The 19,750-nt window shown below is 70.8% G+C and carries 18 protein-coding genes; 5 read left to right on the forward strand and 13 right to left on the reverse strand.

Annotated features, from left to right (window positions below; all coding sequences use genetic code 11):
* Positions 1 to 819 carry an SDR family oxidoreductase gene (locus CK206_RS11120; protein WP_067719997.1) on the reverse strand — a complete coding sequence of 273 codons (819 nt, stop codon included), beginning with the start codon at positions 817 to 819 and terminating at the stop codon, positions 1 to 3.
* Between the two features lie 11 nt (positions 820 to 830).
* Between CK206_RS11120 and CK206_RS11125 the strand changes: the two genes are divergently transcribed.
* On the forward strand, positions 831 to 1,586 hold the full coding sequence (locus CK206_RS11125; protein ID WP_067716530.1) for a PaaI family thioesterase: 756 nt from the start codon (positions 831 to 833) through the stop codon (positions 1,584 to 1,586).
* Positions 1,587 to 1,614: 28 nt separating this feature from the next.
* Here the strand turns inward: CK206_RS11125 and CK206_RS11130 are convergent, their stop codons facing one another.
* Positions 1,615 to 2,250, reverse strand: coding sequence for a TetR/AcrR family transcriptional regulator (locus tag CK206_RS11130; protein ID WP_253702050.1), 636 nt, complete (start codon positions 2,248 to 2,250; stop codon positions 1,615 to 1,617).
* A gap of 67 nt (positions 2,251 to 2,317) precedes the next feature.
* A complete protein-coding gene (locus CK206_RS20675) occupies positions 2,318 to 3,802 on the reverse strand; it encodes a fatty acid desaturase (protein WP_067716525.1) in 1,485 nt (494 codons plus the stop codon).
* Positions 3,803 to 4,042: 240 nt separating this feature from the next.
* Here CK206_RS20675 and CK206_RS11140 point away from each other — a divergent pair, with 240 nt between their 5' ends.
* Positions 4,043 to 5,908 carry an ABC transporter ATP-binding protein gene (locus tag CK206_RS11140; RefSeq protein WP_067716547.1) on the forward strand — a complete coding sequence of 622 codons (1,866 nt, stop codon included), beginning with the start codon at positions 4,043 to 4,045 and terminating at the stop codon, positions 5,906 to 5,908.
* A gap of 193 nt (positions 5,909 to 6,101) precedes the next feature.
* Here the strand turns inward: CK206_RS11140 and CK206_RS11145 are convergent, their stop codons facing one another.
* From CK206_RS11145 to CK206_RS11160, 4 genes are read right to left on the reverse strand one after another with little or no spacing between them, the layout of a single operon-like run.
* Positions 6,102 to 7,031 (reverse strand): SDR family oxidoreductase, encoded by a 930-nt coding sequence (locus CK206_RS11145; protein WP_067716521.1) that lies wholly within the window; start codon positions 7,029 to 7,031, stop codon positions 6,102 to 6,104.
* A gap of 53 nt (positions 7,032 to 7,084) precedes the next feature.
* Complete coding sequence (locus tag CK206_RS11150) at positions 7,085 to 8,407, reverse strand: TrpB-like pyridoxal phosphate-dependent enzyme (protein WP_096906446.1); 1,323 nt, start codon at positions 8,405 to 8,407, stop codon at positions 7,085 to 7,087.
* 39 nt (positions 8,408 to 8,446) lie between these two features.
* Positions 8,447 to 8,959, reverse strand: a complete 513-nt coding sequence (locus CK206_RS11155) for a GNAT family N-acetyltransferase (RefSeq protein ID WP_227022418.1) — start codon at positions 8,957 to 8,959, stop codon at positions 8,447 to 8,449.
* Positions 8,956 to 9,702 carry a hypothetical protein gene (locus CK206_RS11160; RefSeq protein WP_096907413.1) on the reverse strand — a complete coding sequence of 249 codons (747 nt, stop codon included), beginning with the start codon at positions 9,700 to 9,702 and terminating at the stop codon, positions 8,956 to 8,958. The genes CK206_RS11155 and CK206_RS11160 overlap by 4 nt, the downstream gene beginning before the upstream one ends.
* 71 nt (positions 9,703 to 9,773) lie before the next feature.
* Between CK206_RS11160 and CK206_RS11165 the strand changes: the two genes are divergently transcribed.
* Both CK206_RS11165 and CK206_RS11170 read left to right on the forward strand, forming a co-directional pair.
* The gene (locus tag CK206_RS11165; RefSeq protein WP_167457879.1) at positions 9,774 to 10,304 is read left to right on the forward strand and encodes a peptidylprolyl isomerase; all 531 of its coding nucleotides are present in this window, start codon (positions 9,774 to 9,776) and stop codon (positions 10,302 to 10,304) included.
* A 107-nt stretch (positions 10,305 to 10,411) separates the two neighbouring features.
* The gene (locus CK206_RS11170) at positions 10,412 to 11,146 is read left to right on the forward strand and encodes a rhomboid family intramembrane serine protease (RefSeq protein ID WP_067716514.1); all 735 of its coding nucleotides are present in this window, start codon (positions 10,412 to 10,414) and stop codon (positions 11,144 to 11,146) included.
* Positions 11,147 to 11,227: 81 nt separating this feature from the next.
* Here CK206_RS11170 and CK206_RS11175 read toward each other — a convergent pair whose 3' ends face one another.
* Both CK206_RS11175 and crgA read right to left on the reverse strand, forming a co-directional pair.
* Complete coding sequence (locus CK206_RS11175) at positions 11,228 to 11,695, reverse strand: PH domain-containing protein (protein WP_067716538.1); 468 nt, start codon at positions 11,693 to 11,695, stop codon at positions 11,228 to 11,230.
* Between the two features lie 345 nt (positions 11,696 to 12,040).
* Positions 12,041 to 12,307 carry a cell division protein CrgA gene (crgA, locus tag CK206_RS11180; RefSeq protein WP_067716511.1) on the reverse strand — a complete coding sequence of 89 codons (267 nt, stop codon included), beginning with the start codon at positions 12,305 to 12,307 and terminating at the stop codon, positions 12,041 to 12,043.
* 88 nt (positions 12,308 to 12,395) lie between these two features.
* On the opposite strand from crgA, the gene CK206_RS11185 reads away from it, so the two are divergent.
* A complete protein-coding gene (locus tag CK206_RS11185) occupies positions 12,396 to 13,076 on the forward strand; it encodes an aminodeoxychorismate/anthranilate synthase component II (protein WP_096906447.1) in 681 nt (226 codons plus the stop codon).
* Between the two features lie 21 nt (positions 13,077 to 13,097).
* Here CK206_RS11185 and pknB read toward each other — a convergent pair whose 3' ends face one another.
* Genes pknB through CK206_RS11205 form a run of 4 tightly spaced genes read right to left on the reverse strand, consistent with a single transcriptional unit; the run spans position 13,098 to position 19,750 of the window.
* On the reverse strand, positions 13,098 to 15,167 hold the full coding sequence (gene pknB / locus CK206_RS11190; RefSeq protein ID WP_096906448.1) for a Stk1 family PASTA domain-containing Ser/Thr kinase: 2,070 nt from the start codon (positions 15,165 to 15,167) through the stop codon (positions 13,098 to 13,100).
* Positions 15,164 to 16,792, reverse strand: a complete 1,629-nt coding sequence (locus CK206_RS11195; protein ID WP_096906449.1) for a serine/threonine-protein kinase — start codon at positions 16,790 to 16,792, stop codon at positions 15,164 to 15,166. The genes pknB and CK206_RS11195 overlap by 4 nt, the downstream gene beginning before the upstream one ends.
* Positions 16,789 to 18,261: a penicillin-binding transpeptidase domain-containing protein gene (locus CK206_RS11200; protein WP_096906450.1), complete on the reverse strand. Its 1,473-nt coding sequence runs from the start codon at positions 18,259 to 18,261 to the stop codon at positions 16,789 to 16,791. The genes CK206_RS11195 and CK206_RS11200 overlap by 4 nt, the downstream gene beginning before the upstream one ends.
* 7 nt (positions 18,262 to 18,268) lie before the next feature.
* Positions 18,269 to 19,750 carry an FtsW/RodA/SpoVE family cell cycle protein gene (locus tag CK206_RS11205; protein ID WP_096906451.1) on the reverse strand — a complete coding sequence of 494 codons (1,482 nt, stop codon included), beginning with the start codon at positions 19,748 to 19,750 and terminating at the stop codon, positions 18,269 to 18,271.

The raw sequence follows: 19,750 nt of genomic DNA on the forward strand, positions 1-19,750 counted from the left end.
TCAGTTCCCGCGCAGCGCCGTCATCCGCTTGTGGGATCCGGCCACGATCCGTCCCCGGTCGACGCCGGAGGAGAACTCGACGCCCTTGCGGTTGTTCTCGCCGCCGCAGACGTGGATCGGGCCGTTGCCGATGGACGCCAGGACCTCCTCGGCGACCTCGGTGGGCTCACTGACGGTGAAGCCGGGCAGGTCCATGTCCAGGCCGGCGCGGATCATCGCGGGGGTGCGGACGACGCCGAGGATGACCTCGACGACGTCGACGCCGTGCTCCCGCATCTCGAGCCACAGGCCCTCGACGAAGACCCGGCTGAACGCCTTGGCCGCGGAGTACACGCTCATGTCGGCGTGGCCGAGGTAGCCGGCCATCGAGCCCATCACCACGATGCCGCCGCGGCCGCGGGCCTTGAGGGCGGGGCCGAACTGCCGGATGATCTGCATCGGCGAGGTGATGTTGAGGTCGATGACCTTCTGAACCTGGGTCATGTCGGACTCGACGAACTCGGAGCCGTACGTGTTGGCGCCGGCGTTGAGGACGAGCAGCCCCAGGTCGAGGCCCTCGCAGGCCGCGGCGATGCCCTCGGTGGCGCCGGGCTCGGTGAGGTCGACGGACACGACCCGGCACTCGACGCCCTTGGCGCGGACGGCCTCGGCGGTCTCCTCGAGGGGCCCGGCCTTGCGGGCGACGAGCACGGAGGACACGCCCTGATCGGCGAGGCGGAACGCGATCTCGGCGCCCACGCCCTCACTTCCGCCCACGACGAGGGCCCACGGGCCATAGGTAACGGGATCGAACGGCTTCGGATTGACAGGTGTCGACATACTCTAAGAGTATGACCAAACAGAGCGATCGTCCCGGATTCGGTGGAGTACCCCTCCCGGGGTTGGATCCGGACCAGTTCTCCCTCGACGCCGCGCGGAGCCGGTTCGGGGACTCCTTCGACCCGATCCCCGTCCCCGAGCTGCCGCCGGCGGACCCGGAGTTGGACCGCGCGGTGGCCGAACTGCGCAGGTTGCGGGAGGCGACGGCGGCGTTGGCGCACTCCGAGGTCGAGCTCGGGGACATCGCCGACCGCCTGGCCGAAGTCGCTGATCTGCTGGAGCCGCGAGTCCCATCGCCCTCACGTCGGCTGGAGAACATGTGGACGGGTGCCGGGACCCGTCGCTCGAACCCGGTCGGCGGGCAAGAGAACCCGATCGCCCCGCCGGTGCAGTTCCACGGCTGTGACGACGGGTCGGTGATGGCGGAGGTGACCCTCGGTCCCGTCTACCAGGGCCCGCCGGCGTGTGTCCACGGGGGGATCAGCGCGCTCGTCATCGACCACATGATGGGCTTCGCCAACCACTGGGGTGGCCGCTTCGGGATGACGGCGCACTACGAGATCGACTATCGCTCGCCCACGCCGCTGCTCCAGCCGCTGACGTTCCGGGCCTGGGTGCACGAGGTCGACGGCCGCAAGACGTGGACGCACGCCACCATCCACGCCGGCGACCGGCTGTGCGTGGAGGCGCGGGGACTGTTCCTCGAGGCGAGCGTCCCGGTGCCGGGACAGCCGGGTGCGCGGTCGACCATCGCCGACGGCGCGTAGAGCGCCCCGGCCCCGCGGGGCCGGGGGCTCACCCCTGGACGTCGACCTGAATGACCTTCTGGAGGTACGGGGCGATGACCTCGGTGAGGCCCGACGCCAGCTGGTCGGGGTCGTTGGGCGGCAGTGAGATGAAGCTGATGCCGATCCGGGCGATGATCGACGCCGCGAGCCGTGCCTGGGCTTCCTCGATGCGCATCCAGCTGTCGGACAGGGCGGGGGTGAGCACCTCGGTGGCCCGTTCGATGAGCGGCCCGGCCTCGGTCGTGATGAGGCGCAGGAGGTCCGGTTTGATGTCGCCGGTGAGCAGGGCGCGGACCAGCGGGTCGTTCCGGCTCGACAGGAGGAACCCGTTGATCCCCTCGTTCAGCGCGGTGTCGATCTGCCCCGGGTGGCGGATGATCGAGTCGCGGATCTCCCCGGCGAAGGTCTCCGACAGCTGGAGTGCGTACGCCTGGGCCAGTCCCTGACGGTTGCCGAAGGTGCTGTACAGGGTCTGCCGGCTGAGACCGGCGGCCTGGGCCACGTCGGACATGGTCACCGAGGACCAGTCGTGCGAGCCCAGCAGCTCGTGCATGGCCTCGAACACGGTGGAGCGCAGTGACCGACGCTCCCCGCGGGGGTCGCCGGGGGAGCGTCGGTCACTTGTGGGGCGGTGACGGGGCATGGTGTCCATTGTTCCTGATCCCGTGGGCCGGGCGGCGGAGGGCCGATCGGAGCCCCGCACGCGGGGGTCACTTCACGGGCAGGAAGTCCACCTTGTCGCGGACGCCGCAGTCCGAGCACCGCCAGCTGTCGGGGATGGCCGACCACGGGGTCCCGGCGGGGAAACCCTCGCGCGGCAGCCCGGCGGCCTCCGAGTAGTGGTTCCCGCAGTTGGGGCACACGTACTCACCGGTCGGTGAGGTCTGATCGGTCGCGATGTCGGTGTCCGCGACGATCTGCTCGGCGACCGCCGTCGACCCGGCGCCGTGCCGGGCGAGGATCCTCTCGCGCTTGGACGGCTGGATGTTGGCGCGGGTGATGTCGCCGTCGTAGTGGGCCAGGACGCGCTTGTCCATGACCTTGCGCCACAGCGGCGGCACGTAGGCCAGGACCATCATCGTGGCGTAGCCCGAGGGCAGCTGCGGGGCCTGCTCGAAGCTGCGCAGTACCTGGTAGCGACGCATGGGGTTGGCGTGGTGGTCGGAGTGACGCTGCAGGTGGTAGAGGAAGATGTTGGTCACCAGGTGGTCGGAGTTCCACGAGTGCTCCGGGCGGCAGCGCTGATAGCGGCCGGCGGAGGTCTTCTGGCGGAGCAGGCCGTAGTGCTCGAGGTAGTTGACGACCTCCAGCAGCGAGAAGCCGAAGACGGCCTGCACGATGAGCCACGGCGCGATCTCCCAGCCGAACACGGCGATGAGTCCGCCGAAGAGCACGACCGTCATGAGCCAGGCGTTGAGGTTGTCGTTGCGCAGGGTCCACGGGCTCTTGCCCAGCCGCCGGAGCCGCTCGGACTCCAGGTGCCAGGCCGACGTCAGCGACCCGAACACGCTGCGCGGGAGGAAGGCCCAGAACGACTCACCGAAGCGCGAGCTGGCCGGATCCTCCGGAGTGGCGACACGCGCGTGGTGTCCGCGGTTGTGCTCGATGAAGAAGTGTCCGTAGCCGGTGGTGGCCAGGGCGACCTTGGACAGCCACTTCTCGCTGCCGGCGATCTTGTGCCCGAGCTCGTGGGCGGTGTTGATCCCGATCCCGCCGGTGATCGCGACGGTCCAGGCGACGCCGATCGAGGCGGCGATCCCGAGTCCCCCGTCGTAGCCCAGCCACGACAGGTCGTCGGCGGACCAGAGGTAGGCGGCCGCGATGAGGGACGCGTACTGGAAGGGGATGTACAGGTACGTGCACCACCGGTAGAACGGGTCGGCCTCGAGCTTGTCCATGACCTCGTCGGGCGGGTTCTCACCGTCGGCGCCGACGGCGAGGTCCCCGAGGGGGATCGCGACGTAGACGAGGAAGGGGAGGAGGAACCAGGCGACGGTGGCCGCCACGCCCCAGCCGAGGGCGTTGAAGCCGGCGACGATCGGCATCGACACGAACAGACCCATCGCGGGGATGAGTCCGAGCAGCCACAGGTACCGCTTGGCGTCGGTCCACGCGTAGGGCTCGACGGCGGCGTCCGCCTCGTGGTGGGTGTGCGGTGCCCCGTCGGTGGGGCTGATGTACTCGGTGCTGGACATCGCAGACGACCTCCGGGTCAACAGGGTATGGCGTATGCCACTGTGTTGCCCCTGACATTAGACAAATTCCCCCGCCGTGTCTAGACATCACCCCAGATTTTGTCCAAAGACCGGATCGGGGCGACGACGACGAGGAACGCCACCGCGGTCGCGGGCCGGAATACGTGGGCCCCGTGCCGGGTTGTACCGAACGGTCGTCGGGGCCCCTCTCCGGCGCGGGAGGAGTACCGCTACGTGACGATGCAGCAGGCCGCCATGCGCACGCTGATGCGGGCCGAGAACAACAACATCGCGCTGGACCGCAGTGTGTTCACCCGCGAGAACTTCCGCAGGATCGGACAGTTCGCCCGCCCGCACACCCGGCGCATCGTCTTCTTCCTGGTGCTCTCCGTCTTCGGGGCCACCCTCGCCGTGGCGACACCGCTGCTCGCCGGCCGCGTGGTCACCGCGATCGTCGAGGCCTCGCCGGTCCGGGTCGTGATCGGCCTCGCGCTCGCCATCGCCGCGATCGGGATCATCGAGGCGATCGTCGCCGTCGTCACCCGGTTGTGGTCCGCACGGATCGGGGAGGGGCTCATCCTCGACCTGCGCCGCGCGGTGTTCGACCACGTCCAGACGATGCCGGTCGCCTTTTTCATGCGCACCCGCACCGGCGCGCTGGTCAGTCGCCTCAACAACGACGTGATGGGTGCCCAGCGGGCGTTCTCGGACACGCTGTCCGGGGTCGTGTCGAACCTGGTGCAGCTCGTACTCACGTTGGCCGTGATGGCCGGTATCAACTGGCAGCTCACCGTCCTGTCCGTCCTGCTGCTGCCGATCTTCCTGTTCCCGGCCCGCTACGTGGGCAAGCGGCTCGCGCGGCTCCGTCGGGAGGCCTCGGATCTCAACGCGTCGATGAACGACCAGATGACCGAGCGGTTCAACGCCGGCGGCGCGACCCTGGTCAAGCTCTTCGGACGCCCCGAGACGGAGTCGGCGGAGTTCTCCGCCCGCGCGGGCCGGGTCCGCGGCATCGGCGTCCGGACCGCGCTGCTCATGAGTGTGTTCATGAACTCGCTGACTCTGGTGTCCACGCTGGCGCTGGCGCTCGTCTACGGGCTCGGCGGGTGGTTCGCACTCAACGGCGCCCTCGACGCGGGGTCCGTCGTGGCCCTCGCGCTGCTCCTCACCCGCCTGTACGGCCCGTTGACCTCCCTGGCCAACGCGCCGATGGACATCGTCACGGCCATCGTCAGCTTCGAGCGGGTCTTCGAGGTCCTCGACCTGGAACCGCTCATCTCCGACGCCCCTGACGCCGTCGCCATCCCGGAGGGCCCGGCGACCATCGAGTTCGACGACGTCACGTTCTCCTATCCCTCGGCGGACAAGGTCTCCCTCGCCTCGCTCGAGGAGGTCGCGGTCCTCGACACCCGCGGCGGCCAGGAGGTCCTGCACGGGATCTCCTTCCGCGCCGAACCGGGACAGATGATCGCCTTGGTCGGGTCGTCCGGCGCGGGCAAGTCCACGATCGCCTCCCTGCTGCCGCGGCTGTACGACGTCGACTCGGGTGCGGTGCGGGTGTCGGGACTCGACGTGCGTCGGGTCACCTCGTCGTCGCTGCGGCGCACGGTGGGTATGGTCACGCAGGACGGCCACCTCTTCCACGACACGATCCGCTCCAACCTCACCTTCGCGCGGCCGGAGGTCTCCGATGACCTCGTCTGGGACGCGCTGCGCCGGGCCCGGCTCGAGGATCTCGTGCGGTCGCTGCCGGACGGTCTCGACACCGTCATCGGTGATCGCGGCTACCGGCTGTCGGGAGGTGAGCGTCAGCGACTGACGATCGCGCGGCTGCTGATCGCCGCCCCGTCGGTGGTGGTGCTGGACGAGGCCACCAGTGCGTTGGACTCCACCAACGAGTCCGCCGTCCAGGAGGCGCTGAGCGAGGCGATGGCCGACCGCACCTCGTTGGTGATCGCCCACCGGTTGTCGACGGTGCGCGCCGCCGACACGATCCTGGTCCTCGAGGCCGGCCGGGTGGTCGAGTCGGGCACGCACGCCGAGCTCCTGGCCACCGGTGGTCGCTACGCGGAGCTCTACGAAACCCAGTTCGCCGACCAGGAGTGAGACGGCGCCGCCGCCCGCCCCAGCGCCACCAGTGCCGCCCGCTCCGGCCCCGCCCAGCGCTCAACGAGAAGGGCGTTCCGCACATCCATACTCGGCGGATGTGTGCGGAACGCCCTTCTCGACGGCGGGGCTCCGGCCGGGGCTCCGGCGGGGGCTCCGGCGGGTGCCGGGGTGGCGGGGCGGCGGCCCTTCCTCAGCTCTCCAGGTGCAGGCCCAGCTCGCGGGCGGCGAGCGCGGCGTACTTGGAGGTCTGCTCGAAAGCCGACTCCAGGGGGTTGGCGTCGGTGACGTCCGCGATCTCGTTCCAGCGCTCCGCGACGACCTCGGGGGTGCGCGCGTCGTCGGGGAGGTAGACGCCCCGCGATTCGACCATCTGGGACACGGCGAAAACGCCGGCGCCGGCACCGAGGATGGTCTTGGTGGGGGCGTCCTCGCTGACCATGAACAGGGCGCCGGGGGCGATGGTCTCCGGGCCCATGATGTCGAGCACCCGCTGCGGCAGCAGATCCTCGGTCATCCGCGTGGCCGCGGTGGGGGCGATCGCGTTGACCTTGATGTTCTTCTTGGCGCCCTCGATCGCCAGGACGTTCATCAGACCGACGAGCCCCGACTTGGCGGCCCCGTAGTTGGCCTGGCCGAAGTTGCCGTAGATCCCGGAGGTGGAGGCGGTCATGAGGATGCGCCCGTAGCCCGCCTCGGCCATGTGCGGCCACACGGCCTTGGTGCAGTTGACCGAGCCCATGAGATGCACTTCGACGACCTTGCGGAAGTCGTCCATCTCCATCTTGGCGAACGACTTGTCACGCAGGATGCCGGCGTTGTTGATGAGCACGTCGATGCGGCCCCACTTGTCGATCACCGTCGACACGAGGGACGCGACGGCGGCCTCGTCGGTGATGTCGTTGCCGTCGACGATGGCCTCGCCACCGGCGGCCGTGATCTCGTCGACGACCTGCTGCGCCAGGGAGGGGGTGCCACCTTCGCCGTGGACGTCGCCGCCCAGGTCATTGACGACGACCTTGGCGCCACGCTCGGCCAGCGCGAGCGCGTAGGCGCGGCCGAGGCCGCCGCCGGCGCCGGTGATGATCGCGACGCGGTCGGTGAAGTCGATGGTCTTGGTCATAGGGGGGCTCCTGTGATCGAGGGTGTGGAACGGTCGGGGGGTCTTCGGAGGCGTCAGCCCATCTCACCGCGGACGAAGGACTCGTACGCGGGGAGGTCGAGGAAGCCGTGACCGGAGAGGCCGATCACGATCGACGGTCCGGTGCCTGCCTCACCGGTGTGCTCGCGGGCCTTGGCCATCGCACCTGCGAGGGCGTGCGTCGACTCGGGTGCGGGGACGATGCCCTCCGCCTTGGCGAACTCCACGCCCGCGGCGAACGCGGCGTTCTGCTCCACCGCCATGGAATCGAGCAGGCCCAGGTGCTTGACGTGGCTGACCAGTGGCGCCATGCCGTGGTAGCGCAGGCCACCGGAATGGATGGGGTCCGGGACGAAGTCCTGACCGAGGGTGTACATCTTCATCAGAGGGGTCAGGCCGGCGACGTCACCGTGGTCGTACCGGAACTCGCCCTCGGTCAGCGACGGGCACGCCGTGGGCTCGACGGCGATGATCTGCGTCCGGGCACCGGCGAGGTTCTCGCGGATGAACGGGAAAGCCAACCCGGCGAGGTTGGAGCCGCCACCGGCGCAGCCGTACACGTAGTCGGGGGCGTCCTCGCCGAATATGCCCAGCTGCTTGAGGGCCTCCTCGCCGATGACGGTCTGGTGCAGACACACGTGGTTGAGCACCGACCCCAGTGAGTAGCGGGCCTCGGGTTCGCCGGCGGCCACCTCGACGGCCTCGGAGACCGCCATGCCGAGCGAACCGGGGGTGTCCGGGTCCTTGGCCAGGAACGAGCGTCCCGCCTCGGTCAGGTCTGACGGGCTCGGGTGGACCGAGGCGCCGAAGGTCTCCATGAGCATCCGGCGGTACGGCTTGGACTCGAACGAGGCCTTGACCTGCCACACCTCCACCTCGATGCCGAAGGCCTGACCGGCGAACGCCAGAGAGGCGCCCCACTGGCCGGCGCCGGTCTCGGTGGTGAGCTTGGTGATGCCCTCGGCGGCGTTGTAGTAGGCCTGTGCGACCGCGGTGTTGGGCTTGTGCGAGCCGACCGGGCTGGTGCCCTCGTACTTGTAGTAGATCCGCGCCGACGTGCCGAGCGCCTTCTCCAGGCGGCGGGCACGGATCAGGGGCGACGGCCGCCACAATCGGTAGATCTCCTGCACCGCCTCGGGGATCTCGATGTAGCGCTCCGGCGTGACCTCCTGCTCGATGAGGGACATCGGGAACAGCGGGGCGAGGTCCTCGGGACCGAGCGGCTCCCTGGTTCCCGGGTGCAGGTGCGGTGCCATGGGCTCGGGGAGATCGGCCTGGATGTTGTACCAGTGCGTCGGCATCTCGCTCTCCGGGAGGAGAGCCTTGACCAGCGAGCCGGAGGGAGCGTCAGACGTCATGTGTGTCCTCGGGAGGGATCGAAGGGGGTGAGCCGGGTCTCATCCTAGGAGGTCGCGCCGCATGGGGAGATGGGGGATCCGCCCATCGAGATAGTCCGGCCCGCACCGCGCGAATCCGAACTGCTCGTACCACCTCTCCAGGTAGGCCTGGGCCCCGATCTCCACGGGCCGGTCCCGGCACAGCACGAGCCCCCGGCGGATCAGCCGCGCCGCGATGCCCCGACCCCGCCAGGCGGGTGTCGTGCAGACACGTCCGATGTGCATGACCCCGTCGCCCGCGTCCGATCCGAACACCCGCAGTGTCGCGACGACCGCGCCGTCGGGTGCACGGGCCAGCAGGTGAATCGTGCCGGGGTCGGCGTCGACGTCGTCGATCTCGGCGTACGGGCAGTCCTGTTCCGCGACGAAGACGTCCACGCGCAGTTTGTACAGCGCGTGGACGTCCAGGGGGCCCAGTCCGGGAAGGCTCGACGCGATGACCTCGAGTCCGGTGTCGTCGAGGGCGGTGTCGTCGGCCGTGGAGCCGTCGGGGATCGGGTCCCGGTCGATCACTTCTCGGTCGCGGTCCCGTCCGTGGAGGCCTCGCCGACCGGCTGGTCGTCCGAGGGCTGCGGTGCGGACCCGGCCGCCGGGCCGGGAACCGCGCTGCCCGCGGCGGGGGAGGTGTCGGCGGGCTGGTCCGAGGGCCCCTCGGGATCGGCGGACTCGATCGTCAGGTCCTCACCGGTCTCCGAACCTGCCGGGTCACCCGTCACGCCGGGGCCGGTCGTGGCCGCGGGCGCCGAGCCGGTCTTCTGGTCGCGCCCCTCGGCGGCCGCCTCGGCCGGGGTGGGGGTCCGCGGCGGGGCGGGGGTCGGGGTGGGCGCGGACGGCGAGGTGGGCGAGCCCTGGCCGCGAAGGAAATAGGCCGTGGCGCCCGCGACGGCGGCGCCGCCGGCGAGGCCCACGATCCACAGCGGCGCGAAGCGGCGCAGCGGGTTGCGCTTCTGGGGCGGCGTGGCCAGAGCCGACGTCTGCTCGCGCAGCGCGGAGGCGTGCTGCCGCGCGTCCGCGGCGAGATCGCCCAGGAGTTCGGCCTGCTCGGCGCGACGATCCCGGATCACCTGGATGCCGCGGCTGGCACCGAAGAGGGCCAGGCCGACCGGTCCACGGGTGGCGGCGACTGCTGCCTCGCCCAGGAAGCGGGGGTCCTTGAGGTCGAACGCCTTCCGGGCGGCGGTGCCGGCCTTGTCCAGGTCCTTTTGCGCCTGCTTGACGGCCTTACGCTCGTCGGCGCGATCGCTTCGTTTGCTCATGGGTAGATGGTGGCACAGCGGCCCGACACCGACCACCACCTCGCCGACATCGGTCCCTGCGGCGTGGCAGGATGGGTGGCGTGAGCATCGCAACGCAGAAGGCAACCATCCACACCAACCGTGGTGACATCGTCATCGAGCTGTACGGCAACCACGCCCCGGAGACGGTCTCGAACTTCGTCGGTCTCGCCGACGGCTCCAAGGACTACTCCCAGGCCAACGCCAAGGGTGAGAAGAGCGGACCGTTCTACGACGGCTCGATCTTCCACCGCGTCATCTCCGGGTTCATGATCCAGGGCGGCGACCCCACCGGCACCGGCCGGGGCGGACCGGGCTACCAGTTCAAGGACGAGTTCCACCCGGAGCTGCAGTTCTCCGAGCCCTACCTGCTGGCCATGGCCAACGCCGGCCCGGGCACCAACGGTTCGCAGTTCTTCATCACCGTCGGCGCCACGCCGCACCTGAACAACCGCCACACGATCTTCGGCAAGGTCGCCGACGAGGAGTCACGCAAGGTCGTGGACGCCATCGCGACCACCAAGACCGGTGCGATGGACCGGCCGACCGACGACGTCGTCATCGAGTCGATCGAGATCTCCTGACCGAGCGGTCCCGGTCTATCCGCAGCGCGGCAGGGCCGGCACGCGGCAGGGACAGGGCGGGGACGGGACACCGCACGAACGAGACGCAGCACGGATAACCGGGAGACATGAGCACCCAGACCCGACGCGGTGGCGCGGTCGCGAGATTCTTCCGCCTCCAGCCGGTCACGGCGTGGATCATCACCGCCAACCTGGCCGTCTACGCCGCCACCGTCGTGCAGGCGCGCAGCTTCCTGACCAACAACGCGTCGCCGTTGTTCGAGGCCACGGCGCTCTTCCCGCCGCTGGTGGCGGCCCGGGACGAGTGGTGGCGTCTGCTCACCTCGGCGTTCCAGCACTTCGGCCCGATGCACCTGCTGCTCAACATGTACATGTTGTGGATCCTCGGACTGGGGATCGAGCGCAGCATCGGGCACGTCCGCTTCCTCGCCCTCTACCTGGGCTCGGCGCTGGGCGGGTCGGTGGCCGTGATGTTCTACGGCCAGGGCGCCCTCACGGCCGGCGCCTCCGGGGCGATCTTCGGCCTGATGGGCGCGTACGCGATCGTGGCGATGTCGATGCGCCTCGACGTCAGGGGGATCGGGGTGTTGCTCGTCCTCAACGTCGGCGTGAGCTTCCTCGTGCCCGGCATCTCGCTCGCGGCCCATCTGGGCGGGCTCGCGGCCGGCGCCGTCGCCGCGTTCGCCCTGGTGGTGGTGCCACGCCGGATGCCGCGGCGCGTGGGCCGCACGGGCCGCCAGGTCGTCTCGTGGGCCGGCTTCCTCGTCGTGGTCGGGTCGGTCGGCGCCGCCGGGTGGTTCGCGGCCGACACCATGACGTTCGGGTTCCTCGTCACCCGCTGATTCCCACCGGCGTCTGACCCCGCGTCGGTCGACCCCCACATCGTCCGACCCCCGCGTCGTCCGCCGGGAGCGGTCTGACCCTCACCGGCCGTCGCCGACCGCCCCGAATCCCAGACGGTGCAGCGCGTCGACCACGTCCCGTGGATCCGCCCCCAGATCGAGCCGGGTGAACACGTCCAGTCGTTCGCGACCCCGCTCGTCCGTGTACTCGAGTCGCAGCAGGTGCTGCCGCGCCCCCCATCGGGAGACCCCCAGCGGGCGGACCTCCACCACCTCGGACCGCGGGACGAAGTCCACGCGGCGGAGCCTCTTGATCGCCAACTGCCCGTCCACCACCTCGAGTCGGGGCCGCCGGACCAGGTGGGACACACCCGACAGGGTGAGGAACAGCGCCGCCGGGCCGGTGAGCAGCAGTGCGAGCGGATCCTGCCGCTGCAGGCCGATCACCACCAGGGCCACCCCGAGCAGGATCTGCACGCCCGGCCACAGGGCCCCGGGTGACCACGACGCCGCCCGCGGACCGGCTCCCGACACGGCGTCACCACTCATGCCGCACATCCTCCCCTATCCACAGGCGCTATCCACACTGTGGATGAATAACACGGGTGGAGTTCGACTGCCGTTCGAGTCGACGCGGTCCCGACCTGCGGTGTCGTCGGCATCGTCTACACACAGGCGTTATCCCCAGTGTGAAGGAAGTTCTCCACAGCGTGTGAGGGGTGTGGAAAAGGCGGGTCGAGACCCCTCTTTACCTCACCAGAGCCCCGTGACCTGCATAGATGCAGCGTTCTCAGAGAAAATGCAGGTCACCCCCCGCGTCGGGCGGGGGGTGACCTGTGGATAAACCTGTGGAACAGGCGGAACGTGCCCGGGGAGAGCGGCCGGGCGGGCCGGCTAGCGCCAGTTCATGGTCATGAGGAGTCCCACGACCGCGAGGCCGAAACCGATCGCGAAGTTCTGCCACGTCTCGAGAGAGGCCATGAACGGGATCCGCTCACCGGCGATGTAATACGTCACCAGCCAGAGCAGGCCCAGGATCATCAGCGCGAGCATGAGCACCAGGTACCACCGCGCGGTCGGGGTCCCCTTGACCTTGACGGGGGTGCGGCTGACGGCCGCGTCGGTGTACTCGGTCTTGGACCGGACCTTTGACTTGGGCATGGAGTCCTCGAACTGGTGGGGGATGTCGGGGCCACTCTACCAAGCCCGCCCCCGACGCTCACCCGTGCGACGGCAGTACGCTGCGTCTATGCGCATCCTCGTCGTCGACAACTACGACAGCTTCGTCTACAACCTCGTCCAGTACCTGGGCCAGTTGGGCGCGGAGTGCGACGTGTGGCGGAACGACGACCCCAGGCTCGCCGGCCCGGACGGCCGCTATGACGTGGCCGGGCTGGAGAGCGTGGTCAGCGGGTACGACGGAGTCCTGCTCAGCCCGGGTCCCGGAACGCCGGACAGGGCGGGGGCCACGATCCCGCTGATCGGGGTCTGTGGACACGCGGGCGTCCCGGTGCTGGGAGTGTGCCTGGGCCACCAGGCGATCGGGGAGGCCTTCGGCGCGACGGTCGACCGGGCCGCCGAGCTCATGCACGGCAAGACCAGTCAGGTCACGCACGACGACTCGGGAGTCCTCGCCGGTATCCCCAGCCCGTTCACGGCCACGCGCTACCACTCGTTGACGGTCCTGCCGGAGACGATCCCGCACGAACTGGTTCCCACCGCGTGGACCGGTTCGGGTCTGGTCATGGCGATGCGTCACCGCGAGATGCCCATCCACGGGGTGCAGTTCCACCCCGAATCGGTGATGAGCGACGGGGGGCACCGGATGCTCGCCAACTGGCTGGGCATGTGCGGCGAGCGGCCCTCGGAGACGCTGGTCGTGCGGCTGGAATCCGAGCTCGACCGGACCCGTGGCGCCGCCCTGGCCTGACCGGCTGGTCAGCTCGCCCGGTCAGCCCGGGCCGGGCACCAGCCCGAACCGGATCACCCGGACGACGACCTGGTCGTTGACGCCGGCCTCGCCCACGGGCGGCTGCTGCGACCAGATCTGGCCCACGCGGCTGAGGTCGGGGTCGTTCTGCGGGAGCTCCACCAGCTGCCCGCGGTCGCCCCGCCAGCCGGCCCGTTCGAGCTTGCCGAGGGCCTCCTCCACGGTGTCGCCGACGATGTTGGGCATGACGAACCGGTTCCCGGCGGAGACCTGGAGGGTGATGGTCGCGCCCTTGAGCTGGGTCTGACCCGCGGCCGTGGACTGGCCCACGACCTGGCCCTCGGGCGCGGTGCCGTCGACCCGCTGGGTGTCCACGCGGAAGCCGGCGGCCTCGAGGGTCGCGCGGGCCGGGTCGGCGGACTGGCCCACGACATCGGGCACCGCGAGCTGTTCGGGGCCGGAGCCCACCATCAGCCGGACCGGCCGGTCGGAGGGCACCTGTGCACCCGGTCCGGGCTCGGTGTCGACGACCTTGTCCTGGTCCTCGGGTGTCGACGGCCGGGCCTCGTTCTCCGGGACCACCTGGAACCCGGCCTCCTCGAGGGCCAGTCGGGCATCGGCGGGGGACATCCCCATCACGTTGGGCACCGAGAGGATGGGCTTGCCGGTCGAGACCACGAGGCTGATCTCGGAGCCCACCGCGAGACGCTTGCCGGCGATGGGGTCGGACGAGATGACGTGCCCCTCGGGGATCTGGGGGTGCGGCGCCGGGGTCTGCACGGGTTCGAGCCCGATCGAGGTGAGTTCCTCGACCACCTCGGCGACCGGCCGCTGGGCGACCTCGGGGACGGTGACCTCCTGCTGCTGCGCGACACCGCCGCGGTCGCCCGAGGTCGCCAGGATCGACACCGTCGCGATCCCTCCCAGCACCAGCAGGGCGGCGAGCGCGATGGCCACCCCGCGTGGCCCGCGACGAGCGTCGACGGGTCGGGCGTCGCGGCGTCGGGCGTCCCCGCGATGGGAGGCGGGACGCGCGGCACCGGCACCGGCACCGGCTGCGCCAGCAGGAGCACCCGCGCCGGCGGCACGACCGGCCAGTTCCGGCAGGGCGTGTGCCTCGGTGGGCGCATCACCGGGTGACCAGCGGGACGCGCCGGTTCCGTATCCCGCGCCGGTGAACCCGTGGGGGGCGTCGGGGCGCTGGTCGTCGTCGAGCTCGTCGTCGGTCAGCACCAGGGGCGCCGCCGGGCGGCCACCGGTGAGCACCGTGAGCAGGTCGGTGCGCATCTCCCCGGCGGAGGTGTATCTGTTCTCGGGATTCTTGGCCATCGCCTGCATGACCACCGCGTCGACGTAGCGGCTCACCTCCGGGTTGACCGCCGACGGCGGCGCGGGGGATTCGCGGACGTGCTGATAGGCCACCGCCACGGGGGACTCGCCGGTGAACGGAGGTGCACCGGTGACCATCTCGTAGAGCACGCACCCCGCGGAGTACAGATCGGAATGGGCGTCCACGGTCTCGCCGCGCGCCTGCTCGGGGCTGAGGTACTGGGCGGTGCCGAGGACCGACGAGGTGTTGGTGAGGGTCGATCCGGCGTCGCTGAGGGCGCGGGCGATGCCGAAGTCCATGACCTTGACCGCGCCGTCGCGCGAGATCATGATGTTCGCCGGCTTGACGTCCCGGTGGACGATGCCCTTCTTGTGGGAGAAGTCCAGCGCACCGCAGACATCGGCCATCACGCCGAGGGCACGCTCGACCTCCATGGGGCCGTCCATCCTGACGATGTCGCGGAGGGTGTCGCCCTCGACCACCTCCATCACGATGTAGGGCAGCGAGCCGTCGGCGGTGTGCTCCTCCCCCTGGTCGTAGATCGCCACGATCGACGGATGGTTGAGCGACGCCGAGTTCTGGGCCTCCCGACGGAAGCGCTGGTAGAAGGTCTCGTCCCGGGCCAGTTCCGGGCGCATGATCTTGACGGCCACGTCCCGGCCGAGGACCGTGTCGCGCCCGCGACGGACCTCGGACATGCCGCCGTATCCGAGGGGCTCACCGATCTCGTAGCGCCCGGCCAGGACGGATGGTGTGGTCATCCGTCGACCCCTGCCCACCGGGCGGGAACGGGCACGGCACGGTCCTCGGCCGCGCCCCGGGCCTGGCCCTGCGCTTGGTCTCGACCCTGCCCCTGCGCCTGTCCCTGGCCCTGCGCCTCGTCCTGGCCTTGCCCCTGGCCCCCACCGGGCTGCCCCTCGGGCGGAATCAGCGAACTGAACTCCGAGGTGAGGGAGTCCAGCATGTCCTGCAGGTCGGGGGCCGGGGGGACCCCGGTCGGTGACGGTGCGGGCTCGGGGGTCGGCGTCGGGGTCGGCGGCGGCTCGGGTGCCGGGGCTGGTGCCTGCGTGGTGGTGGTCGTCACCGGGGCGGTGGACGGCGGCGTCGTGGGGGTGGTCCGGCCGAAGATCCCGCCCGGGCCGAAGACCCCGACGTTGGACAGGGCGATGACGGCCGCGACCGCCAGCGCCGCCACCAGGACGAACACCACGAGGAACCAGCCCACGCAGCCGGAGCCGCCGCGGCCGCGGCGGGGGGGCCGTGAGGTGACCGGTGGGGCGGGCTGACGCCGGGTCGCGGCGGGCGCCGGCTGGGGCCGGGACGGGTGCGCCGGTCGTGCCGGCCGCGGCCTGTCGGTGCGCGGCTGTCCGGCGGTGCCCGGGTGGGTGCGGGTGTACGCGCGCGTCGGGTCGGGCGAACCCCCGGCCCGGTACACGCCGCCCGGGTCCTCATCGGGCAGGACCGTGGTCGCGGCGGTGGCGCCGGCGGCCGCTGCGGCAGCCCCCGCCGCGGCGCTGGCGGCGAGGAACGCGCCCGGGAGACGGGGATCGCGACCGGCCCGGAGGTCGGCGATCGCCTCGGCGAAGGCCTCGCCGTCCGGGTAGCGCCGGCCGGGGTCCTTGGCCATGGCCTCGGCGAGGACGCGTCGGACCGGTCCGGGCACCGAGTCCGGGAGCGGCGGCGGGGTGTCGCGGACGTGCATCATCGCCACGGAGACCGGCGAGTCGGCGACGAACGGCCGTCGACCGGCCAGGCACTCGTAACCCACCACGCCGAGCGAGTACACGTCCCCGGCCGGGGACGTGTCGTTCCCCATGGCCTGCTCGGGCGCGATGTACTGGGCGGTGCCCACGACCATCCCGGTCTGTGTGACGGCGGACGCGCCCATGGACTTGGCGATCCCGAAGTCGGTGAGCTTCACCTGCCCGGCGGGCGTGATGAGGATGTTGCCCGGCTTGACGTCGCGGTGGACCAGGCCGATGGCGTGGGCGGCGTTGAGGGCGCGGCCGGTCTGCTCGAGCATGTCGAGGGTGTGCCGCATCGGCAGCGTGCCCTCGCGGGCCAGGACGTCCGATAGCGGCTCGCCCACCACGAGTTCCATGACCAGGTAGGACAGCGGGTTCCCGGAGGCGGGGTCGTCGATCTGCCCGTAGTCGTAGACGGTGGCGATCCCGGGGTGGGAGATCCTCGCGGTGACCTTGGCCTCGGACCGGAAGCGCTCGACGAACTCGGGGTCGGAGGAGTACTCGGCTTTGAGCACCTTCACGGCGACGTGGCGGTCGAGGACGCCGTCGTCGGCCTCCCACACCTGCCCCATACCGCCGGTGGCGATGAGGCGCAGTAGGCGATAGCGGCCGGACAGGACCGCGCCGGAGTTCAGACTCACGGCGTCCCTCCCAGCAGCGCGCCCAGGACCTCGCGACCGATGGGTGCGGCGTAGGTGGACCCGACGGTGCTGCGATCGACCCCGGGCCCGGACTCGATCGCCACGGCCACCGCCACGTCACGGCCGGGGACGAACGCGATGTACCAGGTGTAGGGGATGGACTCGGAGGAGTCCACGCCGTGCTCGGCGGTGCCGGTCTTGGAGGCCACGGTGACCCCGGGCAAGCCGCCCCCGGCGCCCTGTTCGGCGGCGACCATCATCTCGGTGAGGGTGCCGGCCTGCTCGTCGGTGAGGGCGCGGGCGGCGTCGCGGGGCGTGAAGCCCTGGACGACGGAGAGATCGGGCGCCGTCAGGGTCTTGATGAGTTGCGGTTCCATGCGGACCCCGCCGTTGGAGACGGTCGCGGCCACCATGGCGTTCTGCAGGGTCGTCATCCGGACGTCGCTCTGCCCGATGGAACTCATCGCCAGCTGGGCGTCGTCCTCCATCTGCCCCAGGCCCGACGGTGCGACCGGGATGCCGAAGTCGTCCGGGGCGGTGCCGTCGACGCCGAACTTCTCCGCCATCTCGGTGAAGGCCTCCGCGCCGATCTCCTGGCTCAGCTCGACGAAGGGCACGTTGCAGGACCTCTCGAGGGCCGTGCGCAGGGTGACGGTGCTGCCGCCACAGGTCTGGCCGGCGTAGTTCTCCAGGTAGGTGGACGTCCCCGGCAGCAGGGTGCGGTCGGCGCCGGAGACGGGGGTCTCGGGCCCCATGCCCTGCTCGAGCGCGGCGGCGGTGGTGATGACCTTCATCGTGGAGCCGGGCGGGAGGGACTGCTGGGTGGCGTGGTTGAGCAGCGGCCGGTCCGGGCTCTGCTCGATGCGCGCCATCTCCTGCGCGCGGACCTCCGGGTCCAGGCTGGACAGGGCGCCCGGGTCGAAGGACGGGCTGGAGGCCAGTGCGAGCACCTCACCGGTGGAGGGGCGGACGGCGGCGACGGAGCCCACGAACGGCCCCTGGCCCGCGCCGCGCCGCAGGGCCTCGTAGGCGACCTCCTGGCCCGTGGGGTCCAGGGTGAGCTCCACCGAGCCGCCCTGCGGGGTGCGGCCCGAGATCAGACCGGTGATCCGTTGGGACAGCAGTCTCGGGTCGGAGCCGTTGAGGAAGGCGTCCTGGGTCTGCTCGACCCCGGCGGTGGCGAACTGCAGCGAGTAGTAGCCGACGGTGGGGCCGAAGACGACAGGGTCGGTGGGGTAGGTGCGCTGGAACTCGAAGCGTCCTTCCGACGGCAGGGACATGGCCAGCACCCGTCCGCCGGCGGTGATCTGGCCGCGCTGGCGGGAGTACTCGTCGAGGAGCATCCGCGTGTTGCGGGGGTCGGCACGGAGCTCGTCGGCGCGGAAGACCTGGACCCAGGTCAGTTGCAGCAGCAGCGCCACCACCATGACCATGGCGGCGATCGCGACCCGTCGGATGGCGGTGTTCACGCGGCGCTCACCCGTTCCTCCGGCCCGGCGCGCGCAGCTTGGGCGCCCGCATCATGCCGGTGGCGGCCTCTGCCAGCGCCGGTGCCTGACGTGGGGTGGGCAGCGGCCGGCGCGCGTCGTGGGACAGGCGCAGCAGGATGGCGATCAGTGCGTAGTTGGCCAACAGGCTGGAGCCCCCGTATGCCATGAACGGCAGGGTCAGGCCGGTGAGGGGGATGAGGGTGGAGACGCCGCCGACCACGACGAACATCTGGATGGCCATGGTGGACGCCAGGCCCACGGCGACGAGCTTGCCGAAGCTGTCGCGGATGGTCAGCCCCACCCGGATGCCGCGGAGGATGAGGATCGCGTAGACCATCAGCACCGCGGCGAGGCCGATCAGGCCCAGTTCCTCGCCGATGGTGGAGGTGATGAAGTCGGTGTTCGCGAACGGCACCTGGTCGGGTCGCCCGTTGCCGAGACCGGTGCCGCCCATGCCGCCGGAGGCGAGGCCGAACAGGGCCTGCGAACTCTGGTAGCCGCCGGTGTCGAAGAACGCGAAGGGGTCCTGCCAGATCTGGAACCGCACACGCACGTGCCCGAACAGGGCGTAGGCCAGCACGCCGCCCACGGCGACCAGGACCACGCCGATGAGCAGCCAGCTCACCCGCTCGGTGGCCACGTACAGCAGCGTGAGCACGGTGGCGAACAGCAGGAGCGCCATGCCGAGGTCGGTGTTGAACACCAGCACGCCCAGGGACAGGAACCAGGCCACGATGATCGGCCCGAGGTCGCGGGCGCGCGGCAGGTCCACGCCCAGCACGCGCTTGCCGGCGGTGGTGAACAGCTCGCGCTTCTCCACCAGGATCGAGGCGAAGAAGATGATGAGCAGGATCTTGGCGAACTCGCCGGGCTGGATGGTGAACCCGGGCAGGATGATCCAGTTCTTGGCGCCGTTGATCTCGGAGAACCGGGAGGGGAGCACCGCCGGGATCGCCAGCAGTGCGAGGCCGGCGAACCCCATCGTGTAGCCGTACCGGGCCAGGACGCGGTGGTCGCGCAGGAAGTACAGCACGACCGCCATCACGGCCAGGCCGAGGAACGTCCACAGCAGCTGCCGGGTGACGTCCATCCCCGGCGGGTCGTTGCCGCTCGCCGCGGCGTTGGCCGCGTACGACAGGTCGAGCCGGTAGATGAGCACCAGCCCCAGCCCGTTGAGCAGCGCGACGCCCGGTAGCAACACCGGATCGGCGTAGGGCGCGAGCCAGCGGATGAGCAGGTGGGCGCCGCCGGCGAGGCCGAGGAACGCCAGGGTGATCCACAGCAGCGCCAGGGACAGTTCCTGCTCCTGGGCGAGTTGGACCAGCAGCAGCGAGAACCCGACGATCACCGCGGCGGCGACGAGCAGGACCAGTTCCTTGCCCCGGCGCGGGCTGTCGGGCACCGCCCGGCCGCGGGGATCGGATGCGGGTGAGGCCGACGATGGTGAGGCAGATGCGGGAGAGGACAT

The sequence above is a fragment of the Dietzia sp. WMMA184 genome, from assembly GCF_002441635.1.
In the GTDB taxonomy this organism is placed as follows: domain Bacteria; phylum Actinomycetota; class Actinomycetes; order Mycobacteriales; family Mycobacteriaceae; genus Dietzia; species Dietzia kunjamensis.

Coding starts and splice junctions, on each gene's coding strand:
- CK206_RS11120 (WP_067719997.1), bottom strand. CDS start 819: ATGTCGACACCTGTCAATCCGAAGCCGTTCGATCCCGTTACCTATGGC.
- CK206_RS11125 (WP_067716530.1), top strand. CDS start 831: ATGACCAAACAGAGCGATCGTCCCGGATTCGGTGGAGTACCCCTCCCG.
- CK206_RS11130 (WP_253702050.1), bottom strand. CDS start 2,250: ATGCCCCGTCACCGCCCCACAAGTGACCGACGCTCCCCCGGCGACCCC.
- CK206_RS20675 (WP_067716525.1), bottom strand. CDS start 3,802: ATGTCCAGCACCGAGTACATCAGCCCCACCGACGGGGCACCGCACACC.
- CK206_RS11140 (WP_067716547.1), top strand. CDS start 4,043: ATGCAGCAGGCCGCCATGCGCACGCTGATGCGGGCCGAGAACAACAAC.
- CK206_RS11145 (WP_067716521.1), bottom strand. CDS start 7,031: ATGACCAAGACCATCGACTTCACCGACCGCGTCGCGATCATCACCGGC.
- CK206_RS11150 (WP_096906446.1), bottom strand. CDS start 8,407: ATGACGTCTGACGCTCCCTCCGGCTCGCTGGTCAAGGCTCTCCTCCCG.
- CK206_RS11160 (WP_096907413.1), bottom strand. CDS start 9,702: ATGAGCAAACGAAGCGATCGCGCCGACGAGCGTAAGGCCGTCAAGCAG.
- CK206_RS11165 (WP_167457879.1), top strand. CDS start 9,774: ATGGGTGGCGTGAGCATCGCAACGCAGAAGGCAACCATCCACACCAAC.
- CK206_RS11170 (WP_067716514.1), top strand. CDS start 10,412: ATGAGCACCCAGACCCGACGCGGTGGCGCGGTCGCGAGATTCTTCCGC.
- CK206_RS11175 (WP_067716538.1), bottom strand. CDS start 11,695: ATGAGTGGTGACGCCGTGTCGGGAGCCGGTCCGCGGGCGGCGTCGTGG.
- crgA (WP_067716511.1), bottom strand. CDS start 12,307: ATGCCCAAGTCAAAGGTCCGGTCCAAGACCGAGTACACCGACGCGGCC.
- CK206_RS11185 (WP_096906447.1), top strand. CDS start 12,396: ATGCGCATCCTCGTCGTCGACAACTACGACAGCTTCGTCTACAACCTC.
- pknB (WP_096906448.1), bottom strand. CDS start 15,167: ATGACCACACCATCCGTCCTGGCCGGGCGCTACGAGATCGGTGAGCCC.
- CK206_RS11205 (WP_096906451.1), bottom strand. CDS start 19,750: ATGTCCTCTCCCGCATCTGCCTCACCATCGTCGGCCTCACCCGCATCC.